This window comes from Coleofasciculaceae cyanobacterium (assembly GCA_036703275.1).
Taxonomy (GTDB): Bacteria; Cyanobacteriota; Cyanobacteriia; order Cyanobacteriales; family Xenococcaceae; genus Waterburya.
In genome coordinates, this window is the sequence record DATNPK010000099.1 from 32,266 (window position 1) to 51,002 (window position 18,737).

Below are 18,737 nucleotides of genomic sequence, written 5' to 3' on the forward strand. Positions count from 1 at the left end.
TTTGTGTCCCAAGTCCAATACGAAAATTACTATTTCATCATGTGGGAAGGAAGAACGATTTGAGGAATTAAAGGTCTAAGATCGTCTACAGAAACTGTCCCATAGGTCATAATAGTTGGTACTTCCACTGTGAAATCCACTAAAGTTCGACTCCTACCGTGTTTACTCTTGCCACCATCGACAATCAAAGAAACTTTATCGCCAAAAAACTTGGAAGCTAGATCTGCATTGGTTACTTGAATGCCAGCAAAAGAAGCAGCACCGACAATTGCAAAAGGTATTTCCATGATGAGATCGTAAATAAATCGATCTGGACAGGTGACAAAAACATTTTTAAATTTGTTTGTTACCGCCTCGGACAAAGTAGATTTGGCGCGCATAATCATCGTCACGGGATAGGGAAAATGATTCATCATTTGTAAAGCGACTTGATTAACTACTACCACTTCCTCTGCTTTTTCTTGGCGGGTAAATACAGCTAGAGGTTGCGGTGACGAAAACGCTTTAATTTGTCTGAGTCGAGTGACAGCCTCTATATCTTTGCCATTAGCAACTAAAGCATAAACAGTATCTGTAGGAAGAATGATGACTTCGCCAGCTTTTAGGCGACTCTTAATTTCGGGTATTAAATTCCGATTGAGTTGAACAACTTGACCATTCATTTGTATTAAAAACTACAAATTTTTATTACTAACGGTGTGGGGGTTTGTAGGGTTACCTTGTCTATCTCGTAAGAAAGAAATAATGGAATCAAACGCAGGACTGTTTCTTGGTCATTATCCGCAGTCTTTTTAATTAATTTATTTATTTAAATTGGAAATTTTGCCTCTGTTGCCAAAAGTTAGAACCTAAGAAGTGCGATCGCTTTGGCTACGGGTCATGTAATCGCGGCTAGAAGCAACCGTTAAGCAAATCATTAGATATATTCTGTATCTTTAAATACGTTATGCAATTTTATCATGATATATTGAGCATAACGAATAATTATCTTTATTAAGATTATTTTGACAATAAAGCGCGGGGATGGGTAATCGCTCCGCTTATTAATGCAATGCTTTTAAAAAAAAACTTCTATCGAAAATATGTTAACCAGTCTGTTTTGAGGCGTTGGCGGCGTAGATTTTATACTCTGGAAAAGAGCCGAAAACATCAGCCAAAATTTTCCTGGCAATACATTGGACTTTCTTATATTGGTAGTTTTATCGGGATAGCAGTTTTAGCTTATCTTTCAGTTTATAGTTCTTATCCTTTAATTGCCGCACCTTTTGGAGCAACTGCGGTATTGGTTTTTGGGGTTCCCGACAGTCCCCTAGCTCAACCACGCAACGTTATTGGGGGTAATGTAATAGGTGCATTGACTTGCGTATTTTTAGTACATTTATTTGGTACAGCCCCGTGGGTTATGGCTCTAGCAGTAGCCACCACCATTAAATTAATGCAATTAACCAGAACAGTGCATCCTCCAGCGGGAGCAGTCTCTTTAATCGGAGTTTTGAGTAATGCAAATTGGAACTTTATTTTGACTCCAGCTTTGGCAGGATCGATTGTTATCGTTTTGGTTACTTTAATCTTTAGTAATTTAGTTCCTGGCAGACCTTATCCCAAACACTGGTTGTAAACTATTATTCATGCTTGTCGCTCAAAATTAAAGTAAGTTGCACAAATATCGCTTTCAAATCCACAACTTTGTCGGTGCAATAGGTTTAATATCTTCATCCCAACCGCCTACCTGATAGGTTTGCAGTAGCCATAAACTCGCGCCGTGATTGAGGAAAATTTCGGCTAGACTATCGTTAGCTAAACGGGGCAAGAGCGATCGCCAACTAGTTAGAGCATTAATTACCGTACTTATGGGACGATCTGCTAAACGAGTTCCAATTAATGATTGATATGGATCGACCCAATCAGCGCGAATTTGCCAGGGTATTAATTTGGCTTTAATAGCTTTGTTTAGAGCTACTAAGCGCTGTAGTCTTTGAGTTTGGGGATCTTGAGGATTAGCTGCAATCCAGTCTTTTATTTGCGCGTTATTATTAATCTCAGTCAAGGTCATATTAATCGCTTGATAAAGAGCCTGGCAAGAATCTTGGACACAGGAATTAGCTGGTCCGACAAAAGTTGCTCCTGTGCCATCTCCAGTGCGGTAACGTGCCATCATGCGGTCTAGTTGATAGGCTAAAGCATTGAGAGGAAAGCGACGTAAACCGCCAAAGTTGTATTCATTCAAAACATCTAATTTAACGATGATATCGGTAATTGGACGACTGCCCAACCAACCAAACTGACGATCACCAACAAAGTTTGTCCAGTCCAAACTGCCTGCAATAATCCCCGTTGTGTTTTGAGTATAAACTTGAGCATAACCGATTTTAAAACATAGTTCTTGAGTAAGAGGTTCGCGGACAACCCTAGCTAGGCCAAAGGCAAAATGACCAAAAAAGAGGCCTAATGGGGCCAATTCCTGTTTTTTACCGCCAATACCGCCATAAGTATGCAGAAGTAATAAGCGATCGCCTTCAGAGAAAGAATTGATTAATTCTGTGTCGGGTAAATTACGGGGGTTCAATAAAATTGAATCGATCTGTCCTTTCTTTTGCTCTATTTCCTGCCAGTATTTATTGTGAATATAGTCGGTAGTTTTTTGTAGTCCCGAAATAACTTTAGCTGGCTGTAGTTGAAACAAAGTGCGGGGTGCGATCGCCTGTACGGTAAACATTCCCCGATCGTTTTTGGCCCCATAAATATACCAGCCTGTTTTGTTTAGGGGAGATTCAGTGATTTGATTGACCGTAGCAGGTAAAACTCCATGGCGATCGCGAATAACCTGGGGAAAATAAACTACGTCTTCTTGGCTATCAAACTGTCCAGAGGAGGAATTATAGTAGCGGACAACAGCGCAGTTATTAGACAATAATTTAGTTATGGATACTAAGGCGTAATACTTACCCGTAATTAAAATCGGTTCACGAGCAATATATAAAACGATCGCAGAGTCTCTAACTACTTCTACTGAATTTAAGGCAACCATAACATCATCGTTTGGTCTGGCACCAGCTAAAGATTCTAAAGCCTGTACCTGTCGCCAGTGGTTTAAGCGTATCGGATGAACGATACCCCGATCGATACTTTTATAAGCCTGTTCGGAAAAATCAATTCTAATTTTAACCTGGTTAACATAAGCCTGAAGATCGCGGCGATCGCCATAGCGCAAGTATACTTGTTTGCCGATTAAGTCTTGTTGTGCAGGGGGTGCATGATGCACTTCCAAATAAACCCCATCCACGCGAGAACGTTCGGTAACGTCGGGTAAAATTAAACGTCCTACCCATTCGCTAACAGGAAGATAATTATTAGAATACGATTGCTCGATCGGGTAATAATCGGGTTGATTAAAGTTGGCTTGAACGTACTTAGCATAATCGCTGATAACCTTAGTCGGTCTTCCTTGAGCGTCGGGAACAGCAGGATAGGGTTCATAACCATCAACGCGGGTAAGTATGCGTAGTATTATACCAAGAGTTTTTTCTAAATGATTGTAACCATCAGCAAGTATCGCGTTTTCGTCTAACGGTCCATTTACTGAATCATGTCCTACTTTCCCTAGAGAGACAAAGCTAATTTCACCACGAATTTTAGCCAAATTCCAATTCGACCAACTGATTATCGACCATCTTCGGGGAAACAAACAAGGAGAGAAACGAGCTACGCGATCTTTTTCGCCGACTAAATGATAAAGATGTTCTACCTGGGCTACTTCGTTGTTACCACTAATCACCCCTGCCAAAGAAATCACTTCAATAGGAGCAGCCAAAACCTTTTTCAGATAAGGAACTGCACCTAACGATATTTGTCCGCCACCGCTATAACCAATTAAAGTGATTAAAGCTCCACTACCTGGTTGATAACCATGACTCAACAGGCGATCGATAATTATTTGTGCAGTACCGCGATTATATATTGGACCATAACGACTATCTACAGATACCGCAACTTGGAACATATTGCGTAATAACACTAAGACTTCTAAATTAGCCGTGCGCTCGATCCATTGCCAAAATCTCGCTAAAGGTCTACCAATAGTTAAAGGAAGATTGATTACTGAATAAGGAATAATATTCTTAATTAATATGCGATCGCTCGGCAAAGATTCTGACAACCTATATAAAAATTTGGCTCCACGAGAGGAATATTCAAAAGAGCTTTTCCCAATACCATCAAGATAAACAATATAATGCGGTGCTGTCGAAGTTACTTTGTTACTTACTACAGGTTGATTACGTGTCAAAGATAAAATAGTCGTATCACGATTGCCACCATACCATCCCGCCCACCAGCCCAAAGCCTCAAAAGGCGCAAGCAAACCCGCCAACACCAGCGCAATGCCAAAAATGCGACCTCCATCGAAAAGCAAATTTAATAATTGATTCTGAATAAAACCATACCATCTCACCCACCAAGCATTAGCAGGAGATAAAAAGACAACTACACTCAAAGCCAGCAGAATTAATGCTGTACGTTTTAAAACATTTATCATTTATCAATAACTTGTTCAATGTCTAATGTTCCTCTGCTTCTTCGCCTAATAAATTAGGAATATCTGACGTAGCAGGAGGTATGGGCAAACCACTATAAAGCATTTGTTCTAAATAATCTGGTTCAGTAATTAGTTTAACCCCTGCAACCCAGTCAACTATTCTACTGGTAATACGGGCGATCGCTTTACCGATAACGCGTTGAGAAAGTTGCAGCACGAGCCAGCCACCAAGACAGGATTCAAAAGCCTGCCAAATTCCCAGATTAGAAATTGCTCCCAAACCAGTGGCGATCGCCATTAAAGTCCAGATTGATAATACAATTAATATCGGCATCCCAAAATAAGGAATTACCATTAAGAAACCGAATAATAATGGTGCATAGCTGAACCCTAAAGTTTTAACAACTTCCACTAAAGGTAGATTAGCCTCAAACAACCGCCTTGCAACTAACCAAGTACTCAAAACCCAAAAATTATAGTTAAAGACGAACAAAACTGCTGCGATGGCTACTGAGAGTAAAAAACGTAATGGACGCACTCGATTGATAAACAGCATGACGCTTTGACCAAATGTTTGCGATAATCCAGCTAACAAAACCACTAAAATACTGGCGAGCAAACTAAAAGGTAGATTATCAATCGAGCTAAAAGTTTCAGGATTTAATAACAATACTCCTGAAACCAACGTCCAAAAACGGTTTATTGCTGTGTCTGTAATAGTGGCGATTAGGCTTACGCCTAGCCTTTGGATCGTGAACATATTTGCTGATTGAATTGACTTATCTGTATTTTATTTTTGGCTCGACAATTTTTTATTTTATTTATTTCATCAATAATTTAATTTATCAGTAGTCAAGCAAAGGCTCGAACACTTTTTGCGTTTCTTGACTACTAACTACGGGAACAATTTCAAAAGTTACTCCTAAACCACGCCACTTTAAAATCCACTCTTGCACTAAACGCAGATCGTCACACTCCATAAGCTGAAAGCATCTACTGAAATTTGGCTCTACCCAACTATCGATGTATTTAAGACCTTCAGGAAACATTCTGCCTTCGTCTCGAAGTCGCTGGTAAATTGGCAGCATATCACCATCTCTAAACCGTTCAACAATCATGAATAACATTTGCTCGTCTTGATTTAACTAGATTTAACCTGCTCAATTTTAGCTGTATTAATTCAAGTTCAACGAAATCTAGCTAGATAAAATAACTCTAAACCAACCGATAGTATCGCGTTAACTGGCAAAATAAAATTGCCACAAAAGTATCTGTGACTCATTCTAATTTTCAAGCCAGACTGGTTATATTCTGTCTTTAGGTTGATCTGTTTTGAATAATTATTGAATTTAATAAGAATAGCTTTCATTCACCAAGGATAACAACATCAGTATGAGTTCACCAGACATAGGCAAACAAGCAATTAGTAAGGCAGCAGAAGTTGGTTTAAAATCTCAATTAGATCAAGCTGAAGAATTGGATGTTGATATTCAGACTAATCCCTTAGACCTAATCCAGGGAGACATAGAAGCGGTCAGCGTTTCAGGTAAAGGTTTAGTAATGCAGAAGGAGCTAAGAGCAGAAAAGCTGCGTATAGAAACTAGTAGCATTAATATTGACCCGATTAAAGCTGCTTTAGGCAATATCGAGCTAAATCATCCTACCGATGCCAGAATGCTAGTGGTTTTAAAAGAAGAAGATATACAAAGAGCTTTTGACTCTGAATATGTCAAAAATAAACTACAAAATCTGAAAATCAATTATCAAGGAGAAACAACCACTGCTAAAGTTAATCACGTAACATTTACTCTCCCAGAAAGCGGCAAAGTAAAACTAGCAGCAGATCTTGATTTAGTCGACAAAGAGCAAACCGAGAAGATTAGTTTTACTGCTGTTCCTGAAGTTAGTTCTGCTGGTAATAGCGTCTGTTTAAAATCGGTAGAATATTTAGAAGAGGCAGAATACAACCAAAATGTAGCCAAGGCAATTATTGACAGTACAGAAGAGATACTGGACTTACGCAATTTTGAATTAGATGAAATGTCCTTGAAGGTTCGTAAATTAGACGTGCAAGCGGGCAAATTGACTATCGAAGCAGATGCACAAATTGAGAATTTTCCTGATACTCCATAAACAAACCTAATAGAAGCATTAAATTATCTGTCGTAATGTGTCCAGGCAAAAATTTAGGACCAGGATTTAGAGTTATTTCGATTAATTTGCGCAGGTTTAGGTTTCTTGATGACGTAAATTATACTAGTTTAATTTAGAAACATGGCAGATAATTTTTGTAAGGGCGAACAATCGTTCGCCTTTATAAGCTTGGGCAGGAAGTCATTAAAATATAGGCGCAAAAAAAATTAGTTATTGGCACTGTTTTACGCGTTACCAATAGCTAGTTTTACTCATGTCAAATTGTAAAAATGGAGCTTGATTTTTAAGAATCAGCTAGGGTTTGGCTAGCATTGTCTAAGTCCAATCGACTATCATCGCGCTCTTCTAATTTTCCTTTTAAGTCTAGTTGTTCGCGATCGCTCATTTCTAAACCAGCTTCTTGACCGAGCTTATCGACATCGTTCATTTCTAAACCAGTTTCTTGATCTGATTTATTGGTCTCATTCTCTTCGGTAAGTGGCTCAGTTTGAGCGAACTTTTCTTCGCCTGTATTCATAGTCTTTTTTCCTTTTTAAAACATGACTAATCGCCAGTTACTGCTTATACCATTGAGCAAAAGTAATCAAAGATTTAACCGTGGACTGATCTGTCTGAGATCTTGGTCTAGAAAAATCTTCTAAAGGATTAGCTTCGCCCTAAAGGATTAGCTTCGCGTCCGTCCTACGCGACACGTAGTTAGTCCTTTAGGGCAATCGCCTCCTCCGCGTCGCAAGTAATGAAGGCACCTTATAGCAGATATATTAATTCGCTTACCAAACACGTCTAAGTTTTTGATGAGTTATCAATTGCGTTCTTTTAAGCTTCATATCTCCAGCTAATGCGCGAGAATGGGTATTACTAGCACAATGGCTGACAATAAACTGTGATTGTTGATAAATGTGTTATGAGACTTATAGCTTTTAGTGTTAGTTAAAGCATTTAGCTGTGAATCTACTGCCTCAATATAAGAGGTATCTTCCATAGTCATTGGAGATAATTCTCCTGATTCAATCGCTGCTTGGATTAAGTTTTCAGCAGTAAGTTCGCCACTCTGGTAGTTACTAACCAACACAGCATAGCTGTTGATACCTTGGTCTTCAAAATAGCCTCTGTATGCGGAACTTACCAAATCAAAAGCTTCGGTATGGCGTACATCATAACTTGTACTCTTATAAGTCAGACTGATCCTTTTCTCCAGGCTGAACCTCTTCTAAAGTCTCCTCGGTGCGTGTTTCAGGTTCAACCGCACCATCCTCAGACTTCATTTCTTCCATATCCTCCATTTGAGAGCCAGAATTCATTTCAGATTCGGAATCGGAAGTTGTTGGCTCGTCTTGGGTTTGATTTGAATCCTCATGCTGTTCGATTCTGGTATCATCAGACTCTTCCGTTCTAGTGTTATCAGGCTCTTCCATTTGAGCGATCGCACTAGGAACAATTAATACGGCAGAAAAGACTATTAGTAAACTGCTAATAGTAAATTTACCCATGATAAAAATATCCTCAATTTTTCTTTTTTGCCACTACAAAATTGCTCAATTTTTAATTGAACAATTCAAACAATTATGAAGCTCTACTCAAACAATTATGAAGCTCTACCTTCTGTTGGACCTTGAACAGCCTTCCAGCCAGCTAAACCGCCTTGAAGTTGCGATACACTTTCAAATCCTTGTTGGCGCAAATTTTCTGCTGCTTCTGCTGCTTCTTGATCGGTATTAGCGTAAACATAAAGTTCGCGATTTTCTTCAAGACCGTTCAGGTCGGAAATCAACATTGCTCCTGTAATCCGCTCTTCCAAAAAAGCTTCGCGATCGCGTGCATCAAGGATAGTTAATCCAGGTTCTCCCCACTGAAGACGTTCTTTTAATGCTTGGGCGCTGGATTTGGGAGTAGCTTCGGGAGGAGTTGGAAGTACTTTCTCTACTACCTTTTCTTTGAATTCAGAGATGGCATTGGCTTCTGCTTTTTGTTCAGACATAATTTTTTGCTCTCAATAATTAATTTACTGTTACAGCTCATTAAGACAATTTTTTGCAAATAAATACTCCATCTAAAGAATTAATTATTTTTGGACAGTCATTTTCAAAATATTACTTTTGACTCATAGATTTTAGATTGTTTTTATTTAACGTCATTAGTAAGCGTTGAAAGCAAATTGTTGCGTACACAGACTTTATAAACAATTTTTAAGTTTAAAGATCTTGTTTAAAGAGTTGAGTCTATCGTTACCCTAATGTATTCAAATTAAGCTCTAACTAGATTGGTTACTGGTTTAACTGAAGATAAGGACAAGCTGTTGTTTTCTATGCACCACAAATAAATAAGAACTGACAAAATAAGAATATGCGCACTACAGAGAGCCGTCCTACTCCCGATGATATTCCTCCACAGAAGCTAGATTATCCAGCTTCTCAACGAGATATGACTCCCGAGCCTGATAGCGATCTATCCAACTATAGTCCTGCTAACAAGCTAACTGGGAAAGTAGCCTTTATTACTGGTGGTGATTCAGGTATTGGTCGCGCTGTGGCGATCGCCTATGCCCTTGAAGGTGCAGAGGTTGCCATTTTCTATAATGTAAATGACACCGATGCTGAAGACACCAAAAAGATGGTTCAGGTAATTGGTCAAAAAGACTGTTTGACTATCAAAGGGGATGTGCGTAATTACGAAGACTGCGAAAATGCAATTAAGCAAGTAGTAGATCGCTTTGGCAAGCTAAATATTTTGGTCAATAACGCAGCGTACCAAATGACCCAGAAAAAATTTGAAGATATATCTTTAGAGCAGTTTCGTCGCACGATAGAAACTAATGTCTTTGGTTATTTCTACATGGTAAAAGCTGCTTTACCGCATCTAGAAACGGGGGATGTCATTATTAATACAGGCAGTATTGTGGGCAAAATGGGTAAGGGAATGTTAGTCGATTACTCTACCTCCAAAGGTGCAGTGCATACCTTTACTAAATCTCTAGCGTTAAACTTAGGCGATCGCGGTATTCGAGTAAATGCAGTTGTTCCTGGGCCTGTTTGGACTCCTAACATTCCGGCAACGATGCCGATTGAAAAAGTCGATCAATACGACACCGACGGCATTATCAAACGCGCCGCTCAACCAGAAGAACTCGCTCCTGCTTACGTATTCTTGGCTTCTTCGGACAGTAGCTTTGTCACAGGCGCACTTTACGACGTAACGGGTGGACAATTATCGGCATAGTATCTGCATAGCAAAGCAATTAACTCTTAGCAGTTAGTTTTTAATTATTTACGAGCAATCTCCAAAAACATCAACCAGACAAATTTACAGAGCAATCCTGTAAACATTCAAGACTCATTACTTTTCGCTCAAAACAAATCACACACACTAGCATTAACCAGATCATGACTATTTCTTCCGATCAAATTCCAGCTCAATCTCAAGACAAAAAGCCTGCTCATGAGTCGGAAATGACTCCTCAACCTGTATACGATCGCGATAGTTACAAAGGTAGCGATAAACTCAAGGGTAAAGTCGCTTTAATTACCGGTGGCGATAGCGGTATTGGTCGCTCTGTTGCCGTTCTTTATGCTAAAGAAGGAGCCGATGTTGCCATTGTTTATCTTGATGAACATGATGATGCCAAAAAAACCAAAGAGTTAGTTGAAGCCGAAGGACAAAAATGCTTGCTAATTCCAGGTGATATTAGTGGCGAACGTTTCTGTGCTGAAGCAGTTCAAAAAACTGTAGACGAACTCGGTAAGCTAGATATCTTAGTTAATAATGCTGCCGAACAGTATATGGAAAACCCAGAAACTTTGGAAGATATTGATTCTGCCAGATTAGGCAGTATCTTTAGTACGAATATCTTTGCCATGTTCTACTTCTGCAAAGCAGCTATTCCTCACTTAAAAGAGGGTAGCGCAATTATTAATACTACCTCGATCAATGCCTACAAAGGTAATGCTCCTTTACTTAGCTATTCCACTACCAAAGGCGCAATTCTTGCCTTTACGCGGTCTTTGTCTCAATCTTTGATCGAAAAAGGTATTCGTGTCAACGGCGTAGCTCCTGGTCCGATTTGGACTCCTTTTATTCCTGATGCTTTTCCTGCCGAACAGGTAGAAGGCTTCGGTAAACAAGTCCCGATGAAACGTCCTGGTCAACCTGTAGAAGTGGCTACTAGTTTTGTATTTCTAGCTTCGGAAGATTCTTCTTACTTTGCTGGACAAGTATTACATCCCAATGGCGGTGCAGTCGTCAATGCGTAGCAAGTAAAAAGAAATCAAGAGTAATTATCGTCACTATTTGAGGATCGTTAATTAGTAAGCAGTTATCAAAACTACGATAACTGTTTACCAGCGTAAATATATGTCTGTAAATAAATTACCAGAGTTAGGATTGGTTTGCGTCACCGCTTCTGAGGAAGTTAGATTTCGTACGGTTACTCGCAGAACTTTATCAAAGCTATCGAAGTCGGAACAGCAAGAAAAGCTAAGAGCAGTATATACTGCTAATGTAGAACGTTTAACTAAGGCGATCGCCTTTTGTCAACGAGTCAATATTCGACTTTATCGTCTTAATTCGGCTTTATTTCCCTTTGCCGACGAACCTGTAGGCGCAGAAGTCTTGTCAGAATTTGCATCACAGCTAAAACAAATTGGTAATCAAGCTCAACAATGGGGAATAAGGTTAGTATTACACCCTAATCAATTTGTAGTACTAAATTCTGACCGCAAAGAGGTAGTCAATAATAGCTTGAAAATTCTCAAAACCCATGCCCATATTTTAGATCTATTACAATTACCTCGTTCTCCTTGGGCATTAATTAATATCCATGGTGGAAAAGGCGATCGCGTCGAAAGGCTAATTAATAACATTCAACAGTTACCAGAAAATGTTTATTCCCGCCTTAGCCTGGAGAATGATGAATATACCTATAGTAGTGAGGCGATCGCCGAAATTTGTTTAGCTACCAATATTCCGATGGTGTTTGATGCTCATCATCATTTAATTCATGAACATTTAGCTAGTTACGATGACTCTAGTGTTAAGGAAATGCTTGGACTGGCTAAGAAAACCTGGAAACAACCTGAATGGCAATTGGTTCATATCTCTAATGGCAAACAGCACTTTCATGACACCAAACATAGTGATTTGATTGTCAATATGCCTGTCAGTTTTCGAGACGCACCGTGGATTGAGGTAGAAGCAAAGCACAAAGAACAGGCGATTTTCAAGTTAAAACAAGAATGGTTGCCATCTCTTGAGCGTGAACAGTTAACTATAAACTAGTAATCATGATTACCAAACTCTTCAATCAAATTATTCGACCAAACAGACAGACTTTAAAAGGTGTATTTGTTGTCTGCATGATCGTGGCAGGTATAACTCATTTTATCGCCCCCGATACCTATGTTAAAATCGTTCCTCCACAGCTACCCTATCCTGAAGCAATTGTCTATATCAGCGGCTTTTTTGAAATTTTGGGTGGTATTGGTTTACTAATACCTTTAGTAAGCCAAGCTGCTGCCTGGGGTTTAGTTTTACTCTTAATTGCTGTCTATCCTGCCAACATTAATATGGCAGTTAACCATATTCATATTAACCACGTTCCCGACGGTAACTGGTTTCAGGCAATTAGACTTCCATTTCAATTTGTGCTGATTGCTTGGGCATATTGGTATACAAAACCCGAGCGGCAAAGCGAATTAACCAAGTCCATGAGTGAAGCAGATCGCATTACCGAAAAAAGTGCTTGATTGATCCATTTTAAATTCTATTCTGCCCCAACCATCTGCGAATCCTGAACCAGCTCGATCAAATTATCTTCAGGATCTCGCAATAAAGCCAGCTTTACGCCCCAATCCCGAAAATCCCAAGGTGGGGAGACAATTTCTACTCCCTTACTTTCAAGATATTTGCAGGCTTCGTCTACATCCTTAACTCCAAAACTAAGGCCGAGCGCATCATTTTTTTGTCCAAAAGTTACAGGAGTTCCACTGCCAAAGTATTCTTTAATTTTACCGCGACACAGGATAGTTAGTTTGGTCCTCCCTTTAGTCAATTCTACATAGCGATCAACCTGGGAAATCATTGCTACTTCCAATCCTAAAATATCTCGATAAAATTCTAAACAGCGATCATAATCCTTAACATACAGTCTGGTATTAGCAAAATCAAATTTCATATTATAAGTTTAAAATAAACTGAACTCATATTCTAAATCAGTAGAGTGAAAAAAATAAAGAGCAACCAAAATGGTTGCTCTTTACTCTTTTAATTTAAAATTAACCCTTTAATTTAATTGATGTCCTGCTGCTACAATCAGTTGCTTAAAGGTTTCCTCCGATGCCTGAGAATTTATAGTTACTGTTTTAGAGTCAGAATCAACTTCAACTTTAGCGTTAGGCTCAGAAGTTAAAATAGTTTTCTTTAATTCATCAGCAGATTCAGAACTATTGATGGAAGGTACGTTGAATTGCATAGATTTATATTTGACTTTTTACTTAAATTTATTCACTTATCCAGAGTAAAACGAAGTAATAGCCATAAACTTCTATCTTGAGAGAGATTAAAGTTTAAAATTTAATCAAAATTTAATCAAAAAATTAGCTTAAATTCCAGCATAAAATAGTTTGATTGTAATCTTCCTAAAGAAAAATATCTTAGTTTAGCTTAATATGACAAAGGCATCCTTCAGGATGCCGTATCAGTATAGACGTTCGTGTCAGCAAGATCTATCTAAATAAATCAGCTTTAGTTAACTAGGTTGTTAACAGCTATTCCCAAAATGGGAACGTTGCACATTTTTAATTGCTCGATAGCTTGAGAAAGCAGCGTTTTATCTATCTTGCCTAAGCCTGTAACCATAACCAGTCCATCTGTTTTAGCTGCCAGCAGGTTGACATCTGCATAGCCGACAACAGCACACAAGTCGTAGATTATCAGGTCGTAATTAGACTTTAACTCTTCCATTAGAAGGTGCATTTGTCCTGATGCAAATAAACGGCTGCTGTCGCGATTCATCAGCTCATCAAAACCAGAAGTCAAAATGTACAGGTTATCTTCTAAAGGTGATTTTTTAATCTGCTTTAGTGCAAAACTCGCGCTGTTCTGATTGAGGATATTTTTTAGACCAATCTCAGATTCTAAACCAAGACTTTCAGTTAAGCGTACATTACTACGCACGTCCGCATCAACTAATAATACTCGTTTACCCATAGATGCGGCAGCCCTAGCCAGATTAAGCGCGACGGTAGATTTACCCTCCCCAGAAACAGCCGAGGTAATTGCTAAAGATTTTAAATTAGTATCAAAGTTTAGCAAACCTAGATTGGCAGCAAAAGAACGAAAGGCTTCAATAGAAGGTGAGGAAAATTCGGGGAAAAACAATTCTCGTTCCTCAGGATCTCGATATAGATCTGAAGATGGTAGTCTTTTAAGATCTTGAGCATTTTTGGCTTGATCGAGTAATGATAGCTGTCTTTTCTTGGAGGTATAGGGGATATTGCCGAGAACAGGCAGACTAGTAATTTCCTCCACTTTGGCAGAAGTATAAATAACTTTTTGATACTTATCCAACATTAAGGCTATACCTATACCCAACAACAAACCAAAAGAAGAACCAAGTAATAAACGATTACTGGTGTCAAGGTCATTATTGTATGGCTCGCCAGCAGGAGCTAAAAGCTGCCAAGGCGCTTGTTGTTGAGCAGCATCAATCAAAAGAGCATCTCTTTGCAGCGTAAATTCATCGAGCTGATTTTTGGCTAATGTGAGCTTTTGCTGGAGTTTATTATAGTCGTTAGATACTGTTGACCATGTTTTAAGTTGCGATCGCAACTTGCTTGATTCGCTTTGCGCTAATTTTTGACGATTTTCTAAAGTTCTAATTTCATTCTCGAGTTTTTGGCGAATAGCTGCTCCTGTTTGTTCGATCAGACCAACAATTCTTTGTCTTTCTTCATTCAAAACCTGCATTTCAGCGGTTCTATCCGAGAAAACAGTAGACTTGCGACTAATTGCTACATCTGTTTCTCGTAACTGATTTAATAGTCCTAGATATCGCGGAGTAGCTAGGTCAATTGCCGTTGGTGAAGTAGTTGGTTCTATTTGTAGCTCTCGATCTAAATTTTTGAGCTTTAAACGCATTTGTTGTAATTCGCTTGCTACTTGATCTTGCTCTTGAGCTATCAGACTAGAGCGATTAGTGATTGGATTGAGCGATACCTCAGGTTCAACAAAATTATATTTGTTTCTGAGGTTTTGCAGTTGATTTTCTAGCTGATCGACTTGAGAAGCAATTATTACAATCTGTCGTTCTAAAACGGTAATTCCTCGTTTAACTCCTGATGATCGCTTTTGGGCACTGTAATCTAAATAAGTTTGCGTCAGAACATCTATCACCTCAGAAACTTGTTGCTTATCCGAATGTTTATAGCTGACAGATAAGACATTCTTTTTATTTTGACTATCCCTAATAAAGTCTACAGTCAAGCCACTACTCAATGTTTGATAGTCAAGCTGAGGATATTTGCCTTGAAGAGAATCGACAGCGCGGGAGATTACTTGAGGACTCTTTAATATTTTTAGTTGAACATCGTCTAGCTCTACCAGGGTGATTTCTTCACGAGTTTCTCCAGACTTTTCATTTGTTGATGTCACCTTAGTTTCAACGTTGACAGTTTCTGGTAAAAGCTCGAAGCTAGCAACATAAACTGGAGGGAACAAAAGAGTTTTGAAAAAAGCCAGGGATGTCATAGCTATGGTAATGCTGGCAATCAAAGGTAATTTTCTCATCAAAGTGTTAGTTACTTCACCAAGATTTAAACCTCCTTCAGTACTTTCTAGTGCAGAAGAATTCTGAAGATAATATGTTTTTTGATTTTCAAAATTTGAATTCATAACTTTTAAAACTCGGCGTAAGTGTTAGTTGTATTAATAAATTTCCTATAAGTAAAACTACTAATAGTTAAGTCAAGTGAAAATTTAGACTGATTAACAGCCATATGCTCAAAAACATAAAACCCTAAGATAGGGCTGCAAAACAAGTTAAGTCAAAGTAGCTAAAATTATTGCTTCACGTATTTATACGTATTAATTAAATATAGATAGCCCTACTTGTTTTTACTTATTTTTGTCAACACTATAATTTTGCATTTAACTTATTATATATAGTCATTTTTAAAACTAAACTTTTTGTCTGAGAAAAACATTCATATTGAGATATTTTTTACCTTATCTTTATAAAACCTATAGTTATTATGATGAATTTGTTTGTTTGTTATCTGTAAGTTGACGTTTGAAAATGAAAAAAATACGATATATATTACGCGGGTCAATTTAAATAAACATTGGAAAATTTATAAGTATAGAATTCTGAATAAACTACTAACAATATCTATTTAATTTGAGATTTATTTGATCAAACATGATCAAATAAATCTCTCCAAATCTAACAGTGAAGGCTTTTAAGTATAAATAATAGAAATAAATCGAAAACTATGATACCGAAGAAAGAAGTTATTAATGTTCCTGTTACTTGTGTGCCTTTTGATGAGCAAATGATGTTGATTTTACGCTGGGCAAAAACAAGAGCCAGTAAAACTGTTTGTTTGGCTAATGTTCATATGCTTATGGAGGCAGAACGTAATGCTTCGTATAGAAAAGTTTTACATCAGGCAGATTTGGTTACTCCAGATGGCAAACCTTTGGTCTTAATGTTACGTCGCCTCGGAATTTTGCATCAAAACCAAGTAGCTGGAATGGATGTTTTTGAAAATCTGTGCGATTTGGCGGAAAAGGCGGGTATCTCGGTTTATTTTTTGGGTTCAACCTCAGAAATTTTAGATAAGATGAAGCGGAGAATTAATCAAGAGTACCCCATCTTAAAGGTCGCTGGGATGAACTCCATTCCCTTTATGTCTGTCGATGAGATCCGCGCTACAAAAGATCATAATTTGATTGAAGAAATCAATAATAGCGGTGCTGGAATTATTTTTGTCTGTCTGGGATGTCCTAAGCAAGAAGTCTGGATGTCGCAGTATCAAGGCTTGATCCAAGGTGTGATGATTGGTGTTGGTGCAGTCTTTGCCATGTATGCAGGACTTACTCCTCGCGCACCTCATCTAATGCAGGACGCAGGAATGGAATGGTTATATCGCCTGATTCAAGAGCCACGTCGTCTTTGGTATCGATACAGTTCCACAATTCCTCCTTTCATGTATCTAGCTACTAAACAGCTAATGACTCCTGGAGTCGCTAAAAGCTTGTTTTCTGGATCAGCAATGACAATGGATGTAGAGAACCTAGATTTTTCTCCGGCGAAAATTGGCAGTATATTAATGAGACAAAATCTCTTAAGCGCAGAGGAATTAGAACAAGCTTTATTACAGCAAAAGCTAGATCCCAACTTGAAACTTGGCGAAATTTTGGTACGTAACAATTCATTATCTCTCTCCCAGTTAAAGTTTTATCTCAAAAACCAAAACGTAAAATTTGGTCAACTGTTAGTTGAGAAAAAAATCCTTAAACCAAACAACTTAGAGGAGCTTTTATCTCTACAAAGTAATGCTGATAATAGGCTAGGAAAAATTATTATTGAACGCAAAAATATTTCCAAAGATCGGGTAGAAGAAATCTTAATTGAACAGTATCTAAGACGTAAAGGACTATTCCTCGCCGATCCAATACATTTTGAACCTATGTTAATGCGATCGCCAGATTTGGCTAGGATTAGCCAGAGCTTTAAGTAGTCAAATCTCCGCTTCTGTCTATTCCAGAGGCAGGGGTTGCTATCAAATCAAATTAATCTAAATCTGCAATCAAAAAGTAGAACAGTGTAATTACTTTGCAGGTATCTGCTGTAAAAAATTAATTATTTCTCCCATTTTAAGTTAATAAAATTATGAACGAAGTACTATTTGTTATCGATCCTGGATTTGATATCTATACAAGCAGCACCTTTGCTGACAACTCTTTCAAAATCACTAACTCCACAGACCAGAATATTGTTAGTATTTCTCTGGATTTGAGTACAGCCATTTTCCCCGATTTAGTTTACGACCCCACAGGTGAGGCGGGAGATTCTGCTTCCAAAAACTTTGTGATTGACGTAGATCCTACTAGTAATCCTGCAATCAGCGGGGTTACATCACATGAGTTTTTAAACCCTCGTGATGGAGGTTTTGATGTTCTGAGAATTAACTTTAGTGATTTTAAACCAAACAAAAAGTTAGAATTTTCTATTGATACAGATCCTACTAGTACTAAAGGAGCTGAACAATCAGATTCAAAGCATTATGGCAGTATATCTGGGTTAGAGTTAGTCGGTGCTACAGCAACAGTAAACCTTGCCGACGGTACTAGTTTGCAGGGACGATTTTATCGTATTCCTGGCAGTGAAACTGGTTCTCAGGTTACTTTAACTTCTGAGATATCTAACACAATTGCATCTCCAATAATTGAAGCAGTTGGCAAAGATGCTTTTGCCACCGTAGCAGATGCTAATCAAACTATCAAAATCACCGGTAAAGCAGGTTCAAAAGTTTCTCTCTTAATTGTTGAAGGAGCATTATACGTTGAAAATAATGGCTTTGATATCGATCCTTTTGAGGCGAATACGGCGATCGCGGTAAATGAAGTTACGGCGACAATTGGCACCAACGGTACTGTCAATATTCCTGTCACGCTCACCCGCACCGATGCACAAAGTGGGGGATATAATTATTTTCTAGCTAAGTATCAAGATAGCAATAGCTTATCGTCTACTTTGGTCTTGGAATTAGATCCGGCAAATACACCCGATCCTGGAACAAATCCAGAAGCAAAAACAATTCGCATCGAAGCTGAAAACTATAAGGCGGGAACTAACGGTACTGAGTATTTTGATTTCGACGCGACCAATAATGGTGTCGAATATCGTCCGAACGAAATGGTAGATATTGAAACTACAGCCGACGTTGGCGGTGGCTTTAATGTCGCTTGGATTCAAGCGGGTGAACATCTTACTTACGATGTCAATATTGCTGAAGCTGGTAACTACAATCTTGTCTTGCGGGTAGCCAATCCT

At 38.4% G+C, this 18,737-nt stretch carries 19 protein-coding genes; 8 read left to right on the forward strand and 11 right to left on the reverse strand.

Translation table 11 applies throughout. The features are described 5' to 3' along the window. Positions 1-29 precede the first annotated feature (29 nt). Positions 30-662: an L-threonylcarbamoyladenylate synthase gene (locus tag V6C71_21935; GenBank protein ID HEY9771119.1), complete on the reverse strand. Its 633-nt coding sequence runs from the start codon at positions 660-662 to the stop codon at positions 30-32. Positions 663-1,051: 389 nt separating this feature from the next. On the opposite strand from V6C71_21935, the gene V6C71_21940 reads away from it, so the two are divergent. Further along, complete coding sequence (locus tag V6C71_21940) at positions 1,052-1,618, forward strand: HPP family protein (GenBank protein HEY9771120.1); 567 nt, start codon at positions 1,052-1,054, stop codon at positions 1,616-1,618. A gap of 54 nt (positions 1,619-1,672) precedes the next feature. On the opposite strand, the gene V6C71_21945 is transcribed toward V6C71_21940, so the two are convergent. From V6C71_21945 to V6C71_21955, 3 genes are all read right to left on the reverse strand, one after another. Continuing rightward, entirely contained in the window at positions 1,673-4,534 is a 2,862-nt protein-coding gene (locus tag V6C71_21945) for a hypothetical protein (GenBank protein ID HEY9771121.1), read from the reverse strand. Positions 4,535-4,556: 22 nt separating this feature from the next. Next, a complete protein-coding gene (locus tag V6C71_21950) occupies positions 4,557-5,294 on the reverse strand; it encodes a hypothetical protein (GenBank protein ID HEY9771122.1) in 738 nt (245 codons plus the stop codon). An 85-nt stretch (positions 5,295-5,379) separates the two neighbouring features. Further along, complete coding sequence (locus tag V6C71_21955) at positions 5,380-5,652, reverse strand: DUF3303 family protein (protein HEY9771123.1); 273 nt, start codon at positions 5,650-5,652, stop codon at positions 5,380-5,382. A gap of 274 nt (positions 5,653-5,926) precedes the next feature. Here V6C71_21955 and V6C71_21960 point away from each other — a divergent pair, with 274 nt between their 5' ends. Next, on the forward strand, positions 5,927-6,667 hold the full coding sequence (locus V6C71_21960) for a DUF2993 domain-containing protein (GenBank protein ID HEY9771124.1): 741 nt from the start codon (positions 5,927-5,929) through the stop codon (positions 6,665-6,667). Between the two features lie 304 nt (positions 6,668-6,971). Here V6C71_21960 and V6C71_21965 read toward each other — a convergent pair whose 3' ends face one another. From V6C71_21965 to V6C71_21980, 4 genes are all read right to left on the reverse strand, one after another. Beyond that, complete coding sequence (locus tag V6C71_21965) at positions 6,972-7,205, reverse strand: DUF6335 family protein (protein HEY9771125.1); 234 nt, start codon at positions 7,203-7,205, stop codon at positions 6,972-6,974. Positions 7,206-7,523: 318 nt separating this feature from the next. Next, positions 7,524-7,817, reverse strand: a complete 294-nt coding sequence (locus tag V6C71_21970) for a hypothetical protein (protein ID HEY9771126.1) — start codon at positions 7,815-7,817, stop codon at positions 7,524-7,526. Between the two features lie 40 nt (positions 7,818-7,857). Continuing rightward, positions 7,858-8,178, reverse strand: a complete 321-nt coding sequence (locus V6C71_21975; GenBank protein ID HEY9771127.1) for a hypothetical protein — start codon at positions 8,176-8,178, stop codon at positions 7,858-7,860. A 95-nt stretch (positions 8,179-8,273) separates the two neighbouring features. Beyond that, positions 8,274-8,666, reverse strand: coding sequence for a rhodanese-like domain-containing protein (locus V6C71_21980; GenBank protein ID HEY9771128.1), 393 nt, complete (start codon positions 8,664-8,666; stop codon positions 8,274-8,276). A 365-nt stretch (positions 8,667-9,031) separates the two neighbouring features. On the opposite strand from V6C71_21980, the gene V6C71_21985 reads away from it, so the two are divergent. From V6C71_21985 to V6C71_22000, 4 genes are all read left to right on the forward strand, one after another. Then, a complete protein-coding gene (locus tag V6C71_21985; protein HEY9771129.1) occupies positions 9,032-9,904 on the forward strand; it encodes an SDR family oxidoreductase in 873 nt (290 codons plus the stop codon). A gap of 164 nt (positions 9,905-10,068) precedes the next feature. Then, on the forward strand, positions 10,069-10,935 hold the full coding sequence (locus tag V6C71_21990) for an SDR family oxidoreductase (GenBank protein HEY9771130.1): 867 nt from the start codon (positions 10,069-10,071) through the stop codon (positions 10,933-10,935). 100 nt (positions 10,936-11,035) lie between these two features. After that, positions 11,036-11,959, forward strand: a complete 924-nt coding sequence (gene uvsE, locus V6C71_21995) for a UV DNA damage repair endonuclease UvsE (protein HEY9771131.1) — start codon at positions 11,036-11,038, stop codon at positions 11,957-11,959. A 5-nt stretch (positions 11,960-11,964) separates the two neighbouring features. Further along, positions 11,965-12,426, forward strand: a complete 462-nt coding sequence (locus V6C71_22000) for a DoxX family protein (GenBank protein HEY9771132.1) — start codon at positions 11,965-11,967, stop codon at positions 12,424-12,426. Positions 12,427-12,443: 17 nt separating this feature from the next. On the opposite strand, the gene V6C71_22005 is transcribed toward V6C71_22000, so the two are convergent. The 3 genes from V6C71_22005 to V6C71_22015 all read right to left on the reverse strand — a co-directional run bounded on the left by V6C71_22005 (position 12,444) and on the right by V6C71_22015 (position 15,571). Further along, on the reverse strand, positions 12,444-12,854 hold the full coding sequence (locus V6C71_22005) for a VOC family protein (protein HEY9771133.1): 411 nt from the start codon (positions 12,852-12,854) through the stop codon (positions 12,444-12,446). 108 nt (positions 12,855-12,962) lie between these two features. Continuing rightward, positions 12,963-13,151, reverse strand: a complete 189-nt coding sequence (locus tag V6C71_22010) for a copper chaperone (GenBank protein HEY9771134.1) — start codon at positions 13,149-13,151, stop codon at positions 12,963-12,965. A gap of 272 nt (positions 13,152-13,423) precedes the next feature. Then, a complete protein-coding gene (locus V6C71_22015) occupies positions 13,424-15,571 on the reverse strand; it encodes an AAA family ATPase (protein ID HEY9771135.1) in 2,148 nt (715 codons plus the stop codon). Positions 15,572-16,170: 599 nt separating this feature from the next. Here V6C71_22015 and V6C71_22020 point away from each other — a divergent pair. Then, the gene (locus V6C71_22020; protein ID HEY9771136.1) at positions 16,171-17,421 is read left to right on the forward strand and encodes a WecB/TagA/CpsF family glycosyltransferase; all 1,251 of its coding nucleotides are present in this window, start codon (positions 16,171-16,173) and stop codon (positions 17,419-17,421) included. 152 nt (positions 17,422-17,573) lie between these two features. After that, the coding region (locus V6C71_22025; GenBank protein HEY9771137.1) for a carbohydrate-binding domain-containing protein at positions 17,574-18,737 on the forward strand (1,164 nt) is incomplete at its 3' end.

Bases quoted from the DNA above. Each gene is read 5' to 3' on its own strand.
- V6C71_21935 (HEY9771119.1), bottom strand. From the start codon at position 662: ATGAATGGTCAAGTTGTTCAACTCAATCGGAATTTAATACCCGAAATT.
- V6C71_21975 (HEY9771127.1), bottom strand. From the start codon at position 8,178: ATGGGTAAATTTACTATTAGCAGTTTACTAATAGTCTTTTCTGCCGTA.
- V6C71_22000 (HEY9771132.1), top strand. From the start codon at position 11,965: ATGATTACCAAACTCTTCAATCAAATTATTCGACCAAACAGACAGACT.
- V6C71_21955 (HEY9771123.1), bottom strand. From the start codon at position 5,652: ATGATTGTTGAACGGTTTAGAGATGGTGATATGCTGCCAATTTACCAG.
- V6C71_21980 (HEY9771128.1), bottom strand. From the start codon at position 8,666: ATGTCTGAACAAAAAGCAGAAGCCAATGCCATCTCTGAATTCAAAGAA.
- V6C71_21945 (HEY9771121.1), bottom strand. From the start codon at position 4,534: ATGATAAATGTTTTAAAACGTACAGCATTAATTCTGCTGGCTTTGAGT.
- uvsE (HEY9771131.1), top strand. From the start codon at position 11,036: ATGTCTGTAAATAAATTACCAGAGTTAGGATTGGTTTGCGTCACCGCT.
- V6C71_21950 (HEY9771122.1), bottom strand. From the start codon at position 5,294: ATGTTCACGATCCAAAGGCTAGGCGTAAGCCTAATCGCCACTATTACA.
- V6C71_21960 (HEY9771124.1), top strand. From the start codon at position 5,927: ATGAGTTCACCAGACATAGGCAAACAAGCAATTAGTAAGGCAGCAGAA.
- V6C71_21940 (HEY9771120.1), top strand. From the start codon at position 1,052: ATGCTTTTAAAAAAAAACTTCTATCGAAAATATGTTAACCAGTCTGTT.
- V6C71_22020 (HEY9771136.1), top strand. From the start codon at position 16,171: ATGATACCGAAGAAAGAAGTTATTAATGTTCCTGTTACTTGTGTGCCT.
- V6C71_22015 (HEY9771135.1), bottom strand. From the start codon at position 15,571: ATGAATTCAAATTTTGAAAATCAAAAAACATATTATCTTCAGAATTCT.
- V6C71_22005 (HEY9771133.1), bottom strand. From the start codon at position 12,854: ATGAAATTTGATTTTGCTAATACCAGACTGTATGTTAAGGATTATGAT.
- V6C71_21990 (HEY9771130.1), top strand. From the start codon at position 10,069: ATGACTATTTCTTCCGATCAAATTCCAGCTCAATCTCAAGACAAAAAG.
- V6C71_22010 (HEY9771134.1), bottom strand. From the start codon at position 13,151: ATGCAATTCAACGTACCTTCCATCAATAGTTCTGAATCTGCTGATGAA.
- V6C71_21985 (HEY9771129.1), top strand. From the start codon at position 9,032: ATGCGCACTACAGAGAGCCGTCCTACTCCCGATGATATTCCTCCACAG.
- V6C71_21965 (HEY9771125.1), bottom strand. From the start codon at position 7,205: ATGAATACAGGCGAAGAAAAGTTCGCTCAAACTGAGCCACTTACCGAA.